The sequence below is a fragment of the Curtobacterium sp. PhB128 genome (assembly GCF_004340725.1).
GTDB lineage: Bacteria > Actinomycetota > Actinomycetes > Actinomycetales > Microbacteriaceae > Curtobacterium.
This window is the reverse complement of record NZ_SLUR01000002.1, coordinates 187,635-204,015: the sequence shown is the minus strand read 5'-3', so window position 1 is coordinate 204,015 and position 16,381 is coordinate 187,635. Positions and strand designations below refer to the sequence as shown.

Here is a 16,381-nt window from a genome sequence, read left to right as displayed (position 1 = left end):
GCGGACGCGACCGAGACGGCGGACTGGAGGCCCGTGGCGACACCGCCACGGGCCTCCAGTCCGTCTTCTGGTTGCGCATGCATACGCGGTATGGGCATACTCGGTATGTCCATGGTGGACGAGAGACGGGGGAAGTGTCATGAGCGTACGGATGGGCGTACTCGCGCTGCTGGTGGGGGGACCCGGGTACGGGTACCAGCTCCGGGGGGAGTTCGAGCACCGCACCGGCGGGAGCTGGCCGCTGAACATCGGCCAGGTCTACACGACACTCGACCGCCTGGAACGCGACGGCCTCGTGGCCCGCGGCGACACCGACGACGACGGCCACGTCGTCTACACGGTGACCGACGCGGGTCGCGGGGAAGTGGCGCGCTGGTTCAGCGAGCCGGTGCCCGCCAAGCGCGGTCGTGACGAACTCGCGATCAAGTTCGCGCTCGCCGTGACGGTGCCCGGCGTCGACGTCGCGCGTCTGGTGCAGGTGCAGCGCGGTGCCGCGATCCGGAACCTGCAGGACCTGACCCGACTCAAGCGCACGACCGATCCCGCGACCGACCTGGCGTGGTCGCTCGTGCTCGAGTCGATGGTGTTCCAGGCCGAGGCCGAGGTGCGGTGGCTCGACCACGTGGAGTCGACCGTGGCGCGGTACCGGCCGGACGACCACCCGGCGACCGACGCTGGCTCCTCGTCCCCGGCCGCTGCCGACACCGCGCGGAGTGCACGGTGAGCGCCGCACCGCTCCTGCAGCTCGACGCCGTCAGCGTGCACTACGGCTCCGGCGCGAAGGCCGTCACGGCACTGGCCGGCATCGACCTGGCCGTCCAGCGCGGTGAGATGGTCGCCGTCATGGGGACCTCGGGCTCCGGCAAGTCGACGCTGCTCGCCTGCGCCGGCACCCTGCTGCCGCCGACGAGCGGCGAAGTGCTGATCGACGGCGAGTTCGTGTCCGACCGGCCCGCCAAGGAACTCGCGGCCCTCCGCCGTCGCCTCATCGGGTTCGTGTTCCAGGACTTCAACCTGATCCCGTCGCTCACCGCGGTCGAGAACGTGGCGCTACCACTCGAGCTCGACGGTTGGAAGGCCTCGCAGGCCCGCCGCGCCGCGGAACTGGCACTCGACAACGTCGAACTCGCACACCGCGGCGACGCCTACCCGGACGACCTGTCCGGCGGGCAGCAGCAGCGCGTCGCGATCGCCCGGGGCGTGGTCGGCGAACGTCGGCTCGTGCTGGCGGACGAACCGACCGGTGCCCTCGACTCGCAGACCGGCGAGGTCGTGCTCCGCATGCTCCGACGACACGTGGACGCCGGAGCCGGCGCACTGCTCGTCACCCACGACGCCCGGCACGCTGCCTGGGCGGACCGGATCGTCTTCCTGCGCGACGGTCGCGTGGTCGACGAGACCGTGTACTCGGGCGTGGAGCTCGCCCTGTCGGACCGGACCGCGTCGTGAGCCGGCGTCGGCGTCCCGGTACCGGCCGGACGCCGTTCGCCCTCCGACCGGCGCTCCGTCTGGGGCGTCGACTGGCCTTCGCGAAGGCCGGACGAGCGGCGCTGATCATCGCGCTCATCGGCATCCCCACCGCCGGGTTCGCCGCGGTGGCGGTCGTCGTGCAGTCGACGCAGCCCACGACCGCGGAGTCGCTGGACTACGACCTCGGCAAGGCAGCGGCGCAGATGCGGGTGTCTGGACCGGACCTGCCCGGCATGCGGCAGGACCCGGTGCAGTGGCAGTTCACCGATGCGAAGCGGAACAGCCCGGTCACGGAGGCCGACGAGGACCCGCCGTTCGCGAACGTGCTCGCCCACGTGCCGGACGGTGCGCTGTCGATCCCGGTCGGCGGCACGCCCGTCGTGGTGCAGGGACCCAAGGGACCTGTCGGCCTGGCCGCGGTGGAGGGCAGCGTCTGGGACCCGTCGCTCGAGGGCCACTGGCGTGTCCTCGACGGTTCGGCGCCGACCGCGCGCAACCAACTCATGGTCACGCCGGCGACGCTCGACCGGCTCGACGCTCACATCGGTGACACCGTCGACATCACCGATCCCGTCACGAAGCGGTTCACGATCACCGGGACGATGCGCGACCTCGGCTCGGCGCCCAGCGAGCAGGGCGTGTTCCTGCCGTGGGGGACGACCCTGTCGACGACCGAGACCACTGACGACGCGGGTCTGACCGACGTCACCGTCTACCTGCCGTCGGACGCGCCGACCTGGTCGGAGATCCGGCAGCTCAACGCGCACGGCATCGTCGTGCAGTCCCGCCCGGTCGTGCTCGATCCGCCGGATGCCCGCCTGCCCGGCGGCCAGATGAGCTCGTCACTCGGCTGGTACCTCGGCGCGATGGCACTGCTCGGGGTCTTCGCGATGTTCGAGGTCGCGCTGCTCGCCGGGGCCGCGTTCCTGGTCGGCACCCGGGCGGACACCCGTTCGTACGCGATCGTCACGAGCGTCGGCGGGGACAAGCGGTTCGTCCGGACGATCGTCGCCGGGTCCGGCCTCGTGCTCGGGTCCATCGGCGCCGTCCTCGGCGTCGCGGTGGGCACCGGGATCGGCGTCGCGGTGTTCCGCCTGATCGACAACGGCGACGTCGTGTCGTTCCCCGGCTTGCACGTGCCACCGCTCCTGCTGCTCGTGGTCGCGGCCGCCGGCGTCCTGGCCGGGCTGGTCTCCGCACTCGTCGCCGCTCGGGCCGCCACCCGCATCAACGTGCTCGCGGCGCTGCGGGGTTCACTCCGACCCGCGCCCGTCGACCGTCCTGCTCGTCGTCGGCGACGCATCTGGGGGCCGGTGCTCATCATCGCGGGTGCCGTGATGACGCTGGCCTGCGGCGCCGGGGTGCTCATGCTCAACGACCGCCGGGTACAGGACGACCACTGGGCGTGGGTGGCCGGTGCCGGGGTCGCGCTCGGGCCGTGCCTGATGCAGCTCGGCATCGCGATCTGCTCGCCGTGGCTCCTGGCCCTGGTGTCCCGGATGTCCGCACGCCTGGGCCTGTCGGCTCGGTTGGCCGCCCGCGATGCCCGGCGCAACCCGGTCCGGACGGTGCCGGTGCTCGCCAGTGTGATGAGCGTCGTGTTCGTCGCGTCGGTCGTGATCACGTGGAGCGCGTCGAGCCACGCGCAGTACGTCCGCGGGTACGAGTACACGACGGCGGTCGGGGTCGCGACGTCCGAGGTGCAGCTGTCCAGCGAGGACGGTGCCGCCAGCGGGCACGACGCGGCGTTGACGGCGCACGCGGCGAAGGTCGTGGCGCGGGTGCTCGACCACGACCGGATCCGGGTGCTCGGCGTGGCCGAGGGCTGGGCGGGCGACACCCCGTCGTCCGTGACGATGCCGCACCGGTGGACGGACTTCGACTGCGACGGCTACGACTCCACGTCGTGCTCGTACTACCTCGACACCGCTGACGCGACCGTCCCGCACATCTGGACGGGCACCGTCGACGACTACGCGGTGCTCACCGGACACCGACCGTCTGCTGCCGTGCGGGATGCACTCGAGGGCGGCAAGGCGGTGTCACTGTGGCCGGAGTACGCCCACGACGGTGCCGTCCGCATCGACACGTTCCACGACCGCACGTGGGAGAGCCCGACGATCACGACGACGACGAAACCGGACGCCAGCGTGTCGATCCCGGCCGTGCTCGACGTGCAGTCGCCGCGGATCCAGGTCGGCGTCTTCATGACGAAGGCGACCGCTGCGCACTACGGGGTGCGCGCCGTCGACGGCATGCTCGTGACGACGCTGCCCGGGGACATCGCGCCCGAGCAGTGGGACGAGCTGAGTTCCGCCTGGCAGAGCTTCGGTGGCGCGGACCGCGCTCGGTGGGACGGCCCGCAGTTCGCCTACGAGGCCGGGCCGGTCGACAACGGCGCGCTCATCCGGGCGATCGTGCTCGCGCTGGCCGCGGCGGTGACGATCGGTGCGACGGCGGTGGCCATCGGGCTCGCGCGGTCCGACGGGCGCCGAGACGACGAGGTGCTCGACGCGATCGGTGCCGCACCACGACTGCGACGGCGGGTGTCGACCTGGCAGGCAGCGATCCTGGCCTCGGTGGGCGCGGTGATCGGCACCCTGCTGGGGCTGCTGCCGATGCGGGCACTCACCCTGCGGTTCACGGAGCCAGCGGTCGGGTCGAACCACATGCCGTTCGTGCCGGACTGGTCGATGCTGGCCCTGCTCGGGATCGGTCTGCCGCTCCTGGTGACGGCAGGGGCATGGCTCACCGCGCACGGCCGACGCCGGGTGGCGGTGCGGCGGGCGCACTGAGGCGGGGCGGCACAGTGCGTGCTGCTGCCGTGGTGCGGCCCAGTCAGGCGCCGGGCTGCACCACCATGAGCACGGCGACGACGACCCACACCAGGTTGAACAGGCCGACCAGGGCCGCGAGCTTCCGCGGCGAGCGCTCGGTCCCGTTCCCGCGCAGGACCTCGCGCTGTTCCGGTAGGACCCCGAGCGCGAGGATCCCCGCAGCCACCGCGGTCAGACCGATCGAGACGAGCAGCCACGCCTCGTCGAGTGCCCCGACCTCGAACGCCAGGGCCGTGCCGAAGGTCGGAACCGCGAGCGAGATGATCGAGTACACGTGGCAGATCCGGTGCAGGACCCCGGCGACCGCTCGGGCCCCCTGGTCGCCCGGATCGACGACGAGCGCGCGGGCCGGCTTCGGGAACATGCTCCCGGCGACCGCGACGGGCCCGAGGGTGAGCAGCGCCGCCACGACGTGCACGGTGAGGAGGACGCTGGACATCGCTTCCAGCCTAGGGCGCGGTACTTCGTGAGCAGAAATGGTCGGGTGGCCGTCGGCGGACTCGACCATTTCTGCTCACGAAGTGGTCACACGTTCGGGATGGGCACCTCGGCCAGTACGACCTCGTCGTCCATCGGGATCGGACCGCGCACCCGGGGGAGACCGTCGACCCACTCGACCGGCACCCCCGCAGCTGCGAGCCCCTCGACGCTCAGGTCGATCCGGAGCAGGGGCAGCGCGAGGTCGCCGTACCGCTCGGTGACGACCTCGGACACCCGGTCGGGCGTGGTGGCACGGACGTACCCGCCGGGCTCGAGCGGCACACCACGGGTGGACACCTCGTACTCGCCGAACCCGCGGCTCATCTCCCAGTCGTCGGCGATCGCCACGTGACAGACCACATCGGTCATGAACCCTCCTCGGTAATGAAACGGGAGCGTATCATTACCGCTAGGATGGGTCTGTGAACAAGCGTGGACGTCCGACCGCCGACGAGCGGACCGCCCGTGACGAGCGGATCCTCGACGTCGCGGCCGCACTGTTCCTCGAGCACGGGTTCGCGGGGGTCGCGCTCGACCGCATCGCCGCCGAGGCCGGGGTCACCAAGCGCACGCTCTACACGGCGTTCGGCGACAAGCCCGCGATCCTCCGAGCGGTCGTCCGGCGGCAGCACCCGTACGCCGACCAGCCCACGGCGGACCTCGTGTCCACGGCTACAGCGATCGGCAGCGCGTTGTTCTCGGACCGTGCTATCGCCCTGCACCGGCTCGTCATCGCGGAGTCGACGCGGTCACCCGAGCTCGCCCGTGAGTTCCACGAGGCCGGCCCGCTCGCCGCCCAGCAGGCCCTGGTCCGCGCCGGAGCGACTCCGGAGACCGCCGCCGAGCTCTTCACCCTGCTGCTCGGGGAGCTCCACCGCGAGCGGCTCCTCGGCCTGGCTCCGGCCCCGACGGCGGCCGCGGTCGCCGCACGCGCCGCGCGTGCCGTCGCGGTGCTCTCGACGTGACCCCAGGGCGGACGGGAGGCCCGTGGCCAGCTGGCACCGGGCCTCCCGTCCGCCACGGAGTGAGCAGAAGGCGACGGGTCACGCGCTCGGACTCGTCGCCTTCTGCTCACTCGATGCGGCGCGCATCGCGCTCAAGCGGGGTCGGGCAGCGCCTCCGCGTACGTGCGGAACTCGCCGCGCTCCGAGTGGATCGCCCACAGACGATCCGCGATGGACTCGCCGGAGTGCTCCGGCTGCCCGTCGTCGATGCCGAACGGGATGATGAGCTGACCGACGTGGACCTGCTCGTCGCGCACGGCGTCGTGCAGGAGCTGGGCGTAGGCGCTCTCGGCAGCGAAGGCGACCGAGGTGCCGGTGACCCGGGCGCCGGGACGCACCGCACTGCCGCCGTTCACGAACAGGATCGTGCCGTGGCCGATCGCGCGCATGCCGGGCAGCACCTGGCGGACCGCGTTGACCGAGCCGTAGACCGAGAACTCGATCGGGCCGACCAGGTCCTCCGCGGTGGTCTCGAGCACCGGACGCATGTACTCCTTGGCGGGGAGCGGGCTGTACTGCAGCACCTCGATGGGGCCGAGCTGCTCGGTCGCACGCTCGAGGGCGCTGCGGAGCGAATCGCCGTCACGGACGTTCGCGGCGAACCCGGCCGCCGTGATGCCCTGCTCGCGCAGCGACGCGGCGAGGCCGTCCAGGCGGTCCTGGTTGCGGGAGACGAGGGCGATCGAGAAGCCCTCGCGGCCGAAGCGCTCGGCGACGGCGAGACCGAGGCCCTTGCCGGCCCCGATGATGGCGATGGTGGTCATGCGGAGTACTCCTCGTCGGTGACGTGCTCGAGCCAGGTGGTGGTGGTCGCCGGGTCGTCGGCGAGGTCGAGCATCGCGAGGTGCTCCATGTAGTCCGTCGGGGTCGCACCGTGCCAGTGCTCCTCACCCGCAGGCGTGTAGACGGTCTGGCCCGGCTGGACCTCGAACACGCCGCCGTCACGGGTACCCATGCGCGCGACGCCCTCGGTGACGTGCAGGGTCTGGCCGATGGCGTGCGAGTGCCAGGCGGTGCGGGCGCCGGGCAGGAACCGGACCTTCGCGACGGTCATCGACTGGCCGGCTTCCTTCGGGCTGGCGATGGCGTCGAGGTACACGTCGCCGGTGAACTGCGCGGCCGGGTTCTTGACGGTCGGCTGCTTCGGTTGGATCTCCATGGCCCCGACGGTAGGCCGATGTGCGCACCGGAGGGAGGTGCCGGCCGTACCCCTCAGCCGTTTCCCGAACACGACGTGTGTGATCGACGCACGATCCGGGAGGACCACCGTGGACAGCAGCGAACACCCGAACCCGCACCCGAGCCCGAACCCCACCCGAGCCCGACGCGGCTGGTCCGCTGCGGGCATCGCCGCGGTGGCCGCCCTCGCCCTGGGCGGCTGCGCCGATGCCGCACCGGACGACGACCGCGGCTCGTCGGCGAGCGCCCGCGCCACCGCCCCCGCCGACCTGCCCACCGGGCAGATCGCGCTCGACGGCGACACCAGCGACGTGGTCACCGGACTCGAAGCACCGTGGTCGGTCGTCCGCACCGGCGACGACGGCGACGCCCTGGTCAGCGAACGCGACTCCGCGAAGGTCCTCGAGCTGCAGGACGACGGCACGACGCGCGAGGTCGGCACCGTCGACGGCGTCAGCCACGGCGGCGAGGGCGGGCTGCTCGGGCTGGCCCTGCACGACGACGACCTGTTCGTGTACTCGACGGCCGAAGACGGCAACCGGATCCAGCGGTTCGAACTGACGGGCAGCGCCGGGTCGTGGGCGCTCGGCGACGCCACGACGATCATCGACGGACTGCCGTCGAACACGTTCCACGACGGCGGCCGCATCGCGTTCGGCCCCGACGACATGCTCTACGCCAGCGTCGGGGACGCCGGCACGAGCAGTGACGCGCAGGACGAGGACTCGCTCGCGGGCAAGATCCTGCGGCTCACCCCGGACGGCGACGTGCCGGACGACAACCCGTTCGACGGGTCACCCGTCTGGAGCCTCGGGCACCGCAACGTGCAGGGCCTGGGGTGGTCCTCCGACGGCACGATGTTCGCGTCGGAGTTCGGCGAGAACACCCTCGACGAGCTGAACGTGATCGAGGCGGGCGAGAACTACGGCTGGCCCGAGGTCGAGGGTGAGGGCGGCGAGGACCAGGGCTTCGTCGACCCGGTGCAGCAGTGGTCGACGGACGAGGCGTCCCCGAGCGGCCTGACGGTCGTCGACGACACCGTGTTCGTGGCCAACCTGCGCGGCGAGGTGCTCCGGGCGATCCCGGCGGACGACCCGGGGACGTCGACCGAGTACTTCCAGGGCGACTTCGGCCGGATCCGGACCGTGCTCGAGGGGCCGTCGGACACGCTGTGGTTCGTCACGAACAACACCGACGGCCGTGGTGACCCTGCGGAGGGCGACGACCGCATCGTGTCCGTGCCGCTGACCCGCGCCGAGGGGTGAGCCGACGGAGCGCTGCCACAGGGGTTCCGGCAGCCCCTCGCTCGCACGCTGCCCAGCCGGTTACCGTGACGGCATGAACCACCGCGACGAAGCCCGCGACTTCCTGTCCAGCCGTCGCGCCCGCATCACCCCCGAGCAAGCCGGGGTCGAGACGTTCGGCACCCGCCGTCGGGTCACCGGGCTCCGGCGCGAAGAGGTCGCACGGCTGGCGGGCGTCAGCATCGACTACTACACGCGGCTGGAGCGGGGGAACCTGCAGGGCGTCTCGGACAGCGTGCTCGAGGCCGTCGCCGGCGCACTGCAGCTCGACGCCGCCGAGCTCGAGCACCTGCGCGACCTGTCCCGGCACCAGAACGCGACACCGCGGCGCGCGGGCAAGGTCGTGCCGGTGGCGGCCGTCCGCCCGGAGCTGCAGTACCTGCTCGACGTCATCACCGATGCGCCGGCGATGATCATCAACAACCGGCAGGACATCGTCGCCGCCAACGCGCTCGGCTACGCGATGCACTCCGACCTGGTGGCTGCACCGGCCCGGCCGATGAACTTCTCGCGCTTCATCTTCCTCGACCCGCAGGCCCGGAACTTCTACCAGGACTGGCAGCGGGCGGCGCACACGAACGTCGCGATCCTGCGGCGCGAGGCCGGCCGCACGCCGAACGACCGCGACCTCGCAGCCCTCATCGGCGAGCTGTCGATGCGGAGCGACGACTTCCGCGCCCTGTGGGCCGCGCACGACGTCCGCCGCCACTACGCCGGCGTGAAGTCCTTCCGGCACGCCGTCGTCGGTCCGCTCGAGCTGCACTTCCAGACGCTCGAACTCGCCGAGGACCCCGGGCTCGCGCTCACGATCTACCCGGCGACCCCGGGCAGCCCGACCGCCGACGCACTCCGCCTGCTCGCCTCGTGGGCGGCGACGGAGCAGATCGCGGAACGTGCGCGCAGCGCGGTCAGCCCCGGATGAGCGGTGCCCCGCGGAGCGTCAGCCCCGGATGATGTCGTCCGCGATCCGTGCGGCATCGTCGATGGGCACCGCGAAGCCGATGCCGATGTTGCCGGAGGAGTAGCCGAGCGTCGCGATCGACGTGTTCACCCCCACGACGCGGCCGTCGAGCCCGACGAGCGGCCCGCCGGAGTTGCCGGGGTTGATCGACGCGTCGGTCTGCACGAGCGGCTGCGCCGATCGCTGCGAGGTCCGTTCGAGGGCGCTGATGATGCCCGAGGTGACGGTGCCGTTCAGGCCGAGCGGAGACCCGACCGCGATGACGGACTCGCCGATCCGCAGGTCGGCGCTGCGTCCGAGGTCGGCTGCGGGCACGGTCAGGCCGGTCGCCTCGATGACCGCGATGTCGCTGTCCTCGTCGCTGCCGACGACCCGGCCATCGGTGCTGGTGCCGTCGGGCAGTACGAGCCGGACGGCCGACGATCCGTCGACGACGTGGTGGTTCGTCATGACGTGTCCGGCGTCGTCGATGACGAAGCCGGAGCCGCTCCCGCCGGTCGTGCGGACCTGCACGACGCTCTGCAGCATCCGCTGGGCGGCGTCCTCGGCGTCGGTCGCAGTACCGCCGGACGAGCCGGACGTCCCCGACGAGCCGGACGTACCGGACTGCTGCCGACCGGCCACCGGGGCGCTGACCGGGGAGTCCGGGGTGACGAGCAGGGCGCCGGTGACCCCCGCGGTGCCGCCGAGGACGAGCGCGGCGACGAGGACGGTCGCGGTCCGGCCGCCGCCCCGCCGCTCGCGGCGCGGTGCCGGCTCGTCGAACTCGGACCGGCGGGTGGCCGGGTCCGGTGGGGGGCCCTGGACGGGCGTGGGGACGGACGGGAGGCCCGTTGCGAGCTGGTCCCGGGCCTCCCGTCCGCCGTCTGGTCGCGCAGATCGCTCGGGCGGTGCGCCGGTGGACCAGTGCTGTGGACCTGCGGGCCGGCCGATGCCGGGAGGGGTGTCACTCATGGTCGTGTCCTCGTGTTCAGACGATGCGGGCGAACCAGCGGAGGGAGAGCGCGCCGGCGGTGAGGGCGAGGAGCATGCCGAGCAGGGCGAGCCATGGTGTGATCTCGACGGGTTCCTCGTGCCAACCGATCGACGAGCCGATGTCCTGGTAGACCTCGCGGAGTTCGTCGGTGCTGGACGCCCGGTAGAACCGTCCGTCGGTCTCGTCCGCGAGCTGGCGGAGGGAGGTCTCGTCGACGGGGACGGCCTGCTGCGTCCCCCACAGGTTCGCGACCCCGGAGTCGGTGCCGTAGGCGATGGTGGAGACGGGCATGCCGGCTTCGCGAGCTGCTTCGGCGGCCGCGGCGGGTTCGCGCCCGGTGGTGTTCGCGCCGTCGGAGAGCAGCACGAGTCGCGCCGGGATGCGCTCCGGTTCCCCGGACCCGCCGGGGGTCGGGGACGGCGACGCCGAGCCGGTGGCACCCTCGTCACTGAGGCGGTCGACCTCGCCGACCGCCTCGAAGACGGCCTCGCCGATCGCCGTCCCACCGCCGCCGTCGTCCATCCCGGCGATGGCCTCCCGGACCGCTTCGTGGTCGCGGGTGGCCGGAGCCAGGACGTCCGCGCCGCCGGCGAAGGCGATCGCCCCGACGTTGAACGTCTCCGGCATCTCGGCGACGAAGGACTCGGCGGCGGACTTGGCGGCCTCGAGCCGGTTCGGGTCGACGTCGTCGGCCTGCATCGAGCCGGACGTGTCGATCGCGACGATGACCGTGGCACGCTCGTAGGGCACCCGGACGTCGATCTCGGGGCGCGCACCGGCGAAGCCGAGGGCGGTCAGGCCGACCAGGACGAGCGCCGCGGGCAGGTGCCGACGCCACCGGGGCTGCTTCGGGACGAGCTTGTCGAGCATCGGCAGGGTCGCGAAGCGCACGGCGTACCGCCGGCGTCGGCGCTGGACGAGCAGGTACGCGACGGCGAGCGCCGCCACCGGCACCAGGGCGAGCAGGAACCAGGGTGTGAGGAAGGTCATCGGGTCCTCCGTGCCGATCGGGCGGGCGTGCGGTGCCGGCGGTGGATGAAGCGGGTGAGTTCGCGGCCGAGGTCATCGTCGGTGCGCAGGACCAGGTGGTCGGCCCCGGCGGCGCGGAGGGCGGTGGCGGTGGCCGCGCGGTGGGCGGCTGCTCCGGCGGCGTAAGCGGTGCGGAGTGCCCGGTCCGAGGTGGCGACGACGCGCTGGGCGCCGGACTCCGGGTCGACGAAGACGACGTCGCCGACGTCGGGCAGGTCGAGCTCGCGGGGGTCGAGCACCTCGACGACGATGACCTCGTGGCGTGCCGACAGCCGACGCAGGGCGGGTTCCCACGGCAGCCGCGCGCTGTCGGTCGCCGGCTGGTCGAGCAGGTCACTGATGACGACCCGCAGACCGCGGCGGGGCGCCTGGGCGGCGAACACGCGGAGCGCTGCGGCCAGGTCGGTCGTCGGGACGCCGTCGCGGGGGCCCGGATCGGCACGGAGCACGCGGCGGGCGGTGGTGCGACCGGCGCCCGGAGGGGTCCAGCGGATCCCCTCGGGCCCGACGACGCCGAGTCCCACCCGGTCACCCGCGCCGGTGGTGAGCAGGCCGATCGCCGCCGCCGTCCAGGTGGCGACGTCGGCCTTCTCACGGTCGGTGGTGCCGAAGGCCATGCTCGGCGAACGGTCGACCAGCACCCACGTCTCGAGCGCGTGCTCAGCGCGGGTGAGCCAGACGTACGGTTCGCCGGCGCGAGCCGTGGCGTTCCAGTCGATCCGGCGGACGTCGTGCCCGGGCTGGTAGCGCACGAGTTCCTCGGGGTCGCTGCCCGTGCCGAGGGACAGGCCCTGGTGGTCGCCGTGCACCGTGCCGTCGACACGGCGCCGGACGGTGAGCTCGAGGCGGCGGAGCCGTGCGTCGTCGCTCACGGCGTCGCCTCGTACGGGGTGGAAGCGGCCGCGGCGGGGGTCGGTGCGGCTGGGGGGTACCGCACGTCACCGCCCGCCGCGACCGCGCTCGGGTCCTCGGACGCCGCGATCCGAGGCTGCGGGACGGCCGCGAGCACGGCCTCCACAGCGGTCCTGGGGTCGACGCCGTCGGCGACGGCGTCGAAGGTGAGCACGAGGCGGTGCGCGAGCACGTCGGAGGCGACGTCCGCGATGTCACCGGGCAGCACGTAGTCGCGGCCCCGGAGGAGCGCGAGCGCACGGGCCGCGGCGACCAGGCCGAGCGACCCGCGGGCACTGACGCCGTACTCGAGCACTCCGTCGAGGGTGTGCACGCCGTACCGGTGCGGGTGGCGGGTCGCCATCACGAGCTGCACGGCGTACATGGCGACCGCGTGGTGCACGAAGACCTGCTCGGCTTCGGCCTGCAGCCGGACGATGTCCGGCACCGTCAGGATCTGCTGCGCGCGTGGCCGGTCGGCGCTCATCCGCTGCACGATGGTCAGCTCCCCGAGCTCGTCGGCATGGTCGACGTCGACCTTGAGCAGGAAGCGGTCGCGCTGCGCTTCGGGGAGCGCGTACACGCCGTCGTTCTCGATCGGGTTCTGGGTGGCGAGCACGATGAAGGGGTCGGGGAGCCGGTGGGTCTGCCCACCGATCGAGACCTGCTGCTCGGCCATCGCCTCGAGCAGCGCCGACTGCACCTTGGCGGGAGCGCGGTTGATCTCGTCCGCGAGCACGAGGTTGGCGAACACCGGTCCGGGTTCGACGTCGAAGGTCTCGGTGGACGGCCGCCAGACCCGCGTGCCGACGATGTCGGACGGCATCAGGTCGGGGGTGAACTGCAGGCGGACGAAGTCCCCGCCGACGACGGTGGCCAGGGTGCGCACCGCGAGGGTCTTCGCGACGCCGGGGACGCCCTCGAGCAGCACGTGGCCCCGGGCGAGCAGCCCGATCATCATCCGTTCGACCATGGCGTCCTGGCCGACGACCACGTGCTTGACCTCGAACAGTGCGCGTTCGAGGACGGCTGACGCGGACGGCGTCGTGTACGGGTCGGCGTGGGCGGCTTCGGTCATGGTGTCCTCCTGTCGTTCGGGTGCGTCCCACTCCAGTCGCCAGGGGCGAAAACGACGGGAAGCCGGATCGAAACCGGACCGAAAAGGGGGAACGGACAGTACCTGTCAGTCGCCCAGCCGCCCTGGTTACCGTGAGGCATGCGCGTGCTGATGGTGGAGGACGAAGCCGGTCTGGTGACCGCGTTGCGCGTCGCCCTGCAGCGTGAGGGGTACGCGGTCGACGCCGCCGGCACGCTCGGGGACGCCCGCGGGAAGCTCGCCGTCACGGACTACGACATCGTCCTGCTCGACGTGAACCTGCCGGACGGGGACGGCTTCGAGCTCGCCGGCGAACTCCGGTCGACCGGCGAACCCGGTGGGTCCGGTGGCCCCGGCCCACGGATCCTCATGCTCACCGCCCGCGGCCAGCTGCGCGATCGGGTCCGCGGGCTCGACCTCGGTGCCGACGACTACCTGGTGAAACCGTTCGCGCTCGTCGAGCTCACCGCCCGGATGCGCGCACTCACCCGGCGCTCGGGCGAGGCCGCGTCCTCCGTGCTCGTCGACGGCCCGATCGTCGTCGACACCGCGCGGCAGCTCGCGCGCCGTGGCGACCGCGAACTCGCGCTGACCCTGAAGGAGTTCGGGGTGCTGCGGTACCTGCTCGGCCGTGTCGGCTACGTGGTGTCGGCAGAGGAACTGCTCGAGCACGTGTGGGACGAGAACGCCGACCCGTTCACGCAGACCGTCCGGGTCACGGTGGGCACGCTCCGCCGGAAGCTCAGCGTCGCGGACGAAGAGCCGGCGATCGAGACCGTCGTCGGCCGCGGGTACCGGCTCCGGGAACTCACCGAGGACGGCACCGGGGACCCGTCGACGCTCGGAGCGCCAGCCGCGCCGGTACGGGCGGTCGGCGCGGCCGGCGCTGCGTCGTGAGCGCGCTCGACCGCGCCAGGCGCGAGGCCGGCCACCGCCGGTTCCTGCGCCTGCCGGCCTGGGCGCGCACGATCCGGATGCGCCTGACCCTGACGTACAGCGCCGTCCTGTTCGGGATCACCGCACTCGCTCTCGCCGCCGTCTACGTCGCCCTGTCGAGCACGGTCAGCGCCGAGCCCCTCAACCCCGTCACGGTGAAGAAGTTCTACAAGGCCGCCGACGGCACGATCGTCTACAAGCCCGGCGAGCAGTTCCAGGTCGCCGACCTCGAGACGGTGCAGCGCGCCGTCAACTACACGTCCCTGCAGTCGCTGCAGCAGTACTCGATCATCGCCCTGGTCGTGATGTTCGTCCTGAGCCTGGCGATCGGCTGGTGGGTCGCCGGCCGCGCGCTCCGCCCCGTCGGTGCGATCACCCGGGCGACGCAGGAGATCACCGCGACCGACCTGTCACGCCGCATCGACGCGTCAGGACCTCCCGACGAGCTGCACACCCTTGCCGACACCATCGACGGGATGCTCGACCGGCTCGACCGCGCGTTCCGGGCCGAACGGATGCTCGTCGAGGACGTCTCCCACGAACTGCGGAACCCCGTCGCCGTCGTGCAGTCGAACGTCGAGGCCGTCCTCGCCGACGACGCCGCCACCCCGGCCGAACGGCAGGCGTCAGCCGACGTCGTGCTGCAGTCCACCCGGCGGATGAGCCGCCTGCTCGAGGACCTGCTCGCGACCGCCCGCACCCGGTCCGAGGCCTTCACCGACCGCGACGTCGACGTCGCGCGGCTGGCCGCGTCCGCTGCTGCGGAGTACGGGATCCTGGCGAGCCGCCGCGACCTCACGATCCGCGAGCGGATCCACGGTGGCCCGGTGGTGTTCGCCGATCCCGACGCCCTGTCGCGCGCACTCGGCAACCTGCTCTCGAACGCCGTCCGGCTCGCACCCGTCGGCTCCACCGTGACGATCGGCGTCGGGAGCGTCCGTGGGTGGGCGTGGCTCGCGGTGCGTGACGAGGGCCCCGGCATCGCCGACGATGCCCGGCCACGGGTGTTCGACCGCTTCTACCGGGAGTCCTCGGACGCCTCCACCGGCAGCGGCCTCGGGCTGTCGATCGCGCGCCAGATCGTGGAGAGCCACGAGGGCCGCCTCCGCCTCGAGAGTCGCGGCTCCGACGGGTCGACCTTCGTCATCTGGTTGCCGGAGCGCGCCGTGCCGGGCGCCCCGACGAGGACGGACGAGCCGCCGGACGGCGACCCGCTCGCCTGAGAGCCGACCCCGTGACGGCCAGGAGGCCCGTGGCGGCGCCGCCACGGGCCTCCTGGCCGTCTCCTGGTCGCGTCAGGCCTCCGGGATCACCCGCTCGAAGCGGCTCGTGTCCGCACCGTCGGGGTCCGGGCCGTTCCGGCGGCCCGTGTCGAGCGCGTCCAGGGCCCTGAGGTCGTCGTCGGACAGCACGAAGTCGAAGACGTCGAAGTTCTCAGCGATCCGTCCGGGGTTCGTCGACTTCGGGATCGCGTTCCGCCCCTGCTGCACGTGCCAGCGGAGCATCACCTGAGCCGGCGTCTTGCCGTGCGTCTGGGCGATGGTCCGGATCGTCGGGTCGTCCATCACGCTGACCCGCTCGTCACCCCAGCCCGGGTAGAAGGTGATCCCGCCGATGGGGGACCACGCCTGGTCGAGGACCCCGTGCTCCGCGTCGGCGCGCTGCACGTCCGGCTGCGTGAAGTACGGGTGCAGCTCGACCTGGTTGAGCGCCGGGATGACGTCGGTCGCGTCGAGCAGCGACTGCAGGTGGTGCGGCATGAAGTTGCTCACGCCGATCGCTCCGACCCGACCGTCGGCGTACAGCGTCTCGAGCGCCTTGTACGCCTGCACCGTCCGTTCGAAGCGGTCCGGCGCGGGCTGGTGCAGGATCAGCACGTCGACGCGGTCGAACCCGAGCTTGCCGGTGGCCTTCTCGAACGCGTGCAGGGTCTCGTCGTAGCCGTAGTCGGAGACCCAGATCTTCGTCTCGACCACGATCTCGTCGCGGTCGACGCCGGAGGCGCGGATGCCCTCGCCGACCTCGCGTTCGTTGCCGTACGCGGCGGCGGTGTCGATGTGGCGGTACCCGGTCTCCAGTGCCGTGCGGACCGCGTCCACGGTCTCGTCGGGTGCGCTCTGGAACACGCCGAAGCCGATCGCGGGGATCTCGAGTCCGTTGTTGAGGGTGAGTGTGTCCATGCCCACGACGCTAGGCCGGTGCCCCTGACCCTGACGGG

General features: G+C 72.4%; 16 protein-coding genes and 1 pseudogene. 8 read left to right on the top strand and 9 right to left on the bottom strand.

From position 1 onward, the window contains the following. Nucleotides 1–139 precede the first annotated feature (139 nt). The 3 genes from EDF23_RS05025 to EDF23_RS05015 are packed head-to-tail and all read left to right on the top strand — an operon-like array spanning nt 140 to nt 4,265. On the top strand, nt 140–724 hold the full coding sequence (locus EDF23_RS05025; RefSeq protein WP_243648813.1) for a PadR family transcriptional regulator: 585 nt from the start codon (nt 140–142) through the stop codon (nt 722–724). Further along, nucleotides 721–1,449, top strand: coding sequence for an ABC transporter ATP-binding protein (locus EDF23_RS05020; protein WP_123292992.1), 729 nt, complete (start codon nt 721–723; stop codon nt 1,447–1,449). The genes EDF23_RS05025 and EDF23_RS05020 overlap by 4 nt, the downstream gene beginning before the upstream one ends. After that, nucleotides 1,446–4,265, top strand: coding sequence for an ABC transporter permease (locus tag EDF23_RS05015; protein ID WP_131920893.1), 2,820 nt, complete (start codon nt 1,446–1,448; stop codon nt 4,263–4,265). Before EDF23_RS05020 ends, EDF23_RS05015 begins: the two co-directional genes overlap by 4 nt. Before the next feature lie 43 nt (nt 4,266–4,308). Here the strand turns inward: EDF23_RS05015 and EDF23_RS05010 are convergent, their stop codons facing one another. Further along, complete coding sequence (locus tag EDF23_RS05010; protein ID WP_131920891.1) at nt 4,309–4,746, bottom strand: hypothetical protein; 438 nt, start codon at nt 4,744–4,746, stop codon at nt 4,309–4,311. A gap of 86 nt (nt 4,747–4,832) precedes the next feature. After that, complete coding sequence (locus EDF23_RS05005; protein WP_131920889.1) at nt 4,833–5,156, bottom strand: DUF952 domain-containing protein; 324 nt, start codon at nt 5,154–5,156, stop codon at nt 4,833–4,835. 53 nt (nt 5,157–5,209) lie between these two features. Between EDF23_RS05005 and EDF23_RS05000 the strand changes: the two genes are divergently transcribed. Beyond that, complete coding sequence (locus tag EDF23_RS05000) at nt 5,210–5,752, top strand: TetR/AcrR family transcriptional regulator (protein WP_131920887.1); 543 nt, start codon at nt 5,210–5,212, stop codon at nt 5,750–5,752. A gap of 131 nt (nt 5,753–5,883) precedes the next feature. Here EDF23_RS05000 and EDF23_RS04995 read toward each other — a convergent pair whose 3' ends face one another. Both EDF23_RS04995 and EDF23_RS04990 read right to left on the bottom strand, forming a co-directional pair. Continuing rightward, entirely contained in the window at nt 5,884–6,555 is a 672-nt protein-coding gene (locus EDF23_RS04995) for an SDR family NAD(P)-dependent oxidoreductase (protein WP_131877833.1), read from the bottom strand. Then, nucleotides 6,552–6,950: a cupin domain-containing protein gene (locus EDF23_RS04990; protein WP_131920885.1), complete on the bottom strand. Its 399-nt coding sequence runs from the start codon at nt 6,948–6,950 to the stop codon at nt 6,552–6,554. Before EDF23_RS04990 ends, EDF23_RS04995 begins: the two co-directional genes overlap by 4 nt. A 109-nt stretch (nt 6,951–7,059) precedes the next feature. On the opposite strand from EDF23_RS04990, the gene EDF23_RS04985 reads away from it, so the two are divergent. After that, on the top strand, nt 7,060–8,235 hold the full coding sequence (locus tag EDF23_RS04985; RefSeq protein WP_243648812.1) for a PQQ-dependent sugar dehydrogenase: 1,176 nt from the start codon (nt 7,060–7,062) through the stop codon (nt 8,233–8,235). 73 nt (nt 8,236–8,308) lie between these two features. Beyond that, a complete protein-coding gene (locus EDF23_RS04980; protein WP_123937069.1) occupies nt 8,309–9,196 on the top strand; it encodes a helix-turn-helix transcriptional regulator in 888 nt (295 codons plus the stop codon). Between the two features lie 18 nt (nt 9,197–9,214). On the opposite strand, the gene EDF23_RS04975 is transcribed toward EDF23_RS04980, so the two are convergent. From EDF23_RS04975 to EDF23_RS04960, 4 genes are read right to left on the bottom strand one after another with little or no spacing between them, the layout of a single operon-like run. Further along, on the bottom strand, nt 9,215–10,189 hold the full coding sequence (locus EDF23_RS04975) for a trypsin-like peptidase domain-containing protein (RefSeq protein WP_131877841.1): 975 nt from the start codon (nt 10,187–10,189) through the stop codon (nt 9,215–9,217). A 16-nt stretch (nt 10,190–10,205) separates the two neighbouring features. Beyond that, complete coding sequence (locus EDF23_RS04970; RefSeq protein WP_123311449.1) at nt 10,206–11,201, bottom strand: VWA domain-containing protein; 996 nt, start codon at nt 11,199–11,201, stop codon at nt 10,206–10,208. Continuing rightward, nucleotides 11,198–12,112, bottom strand: a complete 915-nt coding sequence (locus tag EDF23_RS04965) for a DUF58 domain-containing protein (protein WP_131920883.1) — start codon at nt 12,110–12,112, stop codon at nt 11,198–11,200. The genes EDF23_RS04970 and EDF23_RS04965 overlap by 4 nt, the downstream gene beginning before the upstream one ends. Continuing rightward, nucleotides 12,109–13,209 (bottom strand): AAA family ATPase, encoded by a 1,101-nt coding sequence (locus EDF23_RS04960; protein ID WP_131920881.1) that lies wholly within the window; start codon nt 13,207–13,209, stop codon nt 12,109–12,111. The genes EDF23_RS04965 and EDF23_RS04960 overlap by 4 nt, the downstream gene beginning before the upstream one ends. Before the next feature lie 138 nt (nt 13,210–13,347). Between EDF23_RS04960 and EDF23_RS04955 the strand changes: the two are divergent. Next, a pseudogene (locus EDF23_RS04955) lies at nt 13,348–14,028 on the top strand (response regulator transcription factor); the annotation flags it as partial. Between the two features lie 92 nt (nt 14,029–14,120). Further along, entirely contained in the window at nt 14,121–15,386 is a 1,266-nt protein-coding gene (locus EDF23_RS04950; protein WP_207895443.1) for a HAMP domain-containing sensor histidine kinase, read from the top strand. 72 nt (nt 15,387–15,458) lie between these two features. On the opposite strand, the gene EDF23_RS04945 is transcribed toward EDF23_RS04950, so the two are convergent. Then, a complete protein-coding gene (locus tag EDF23_RS04945) occupies nt 15,459–16,343 on the bottom strand; it encodes an aldo/keto reductase (protein ID WP_131920877.1) in 885 nt (294 codons plus the stop codon). Nucleotides 16,344–16,381 lie beyond the last annotated feature (38 nt).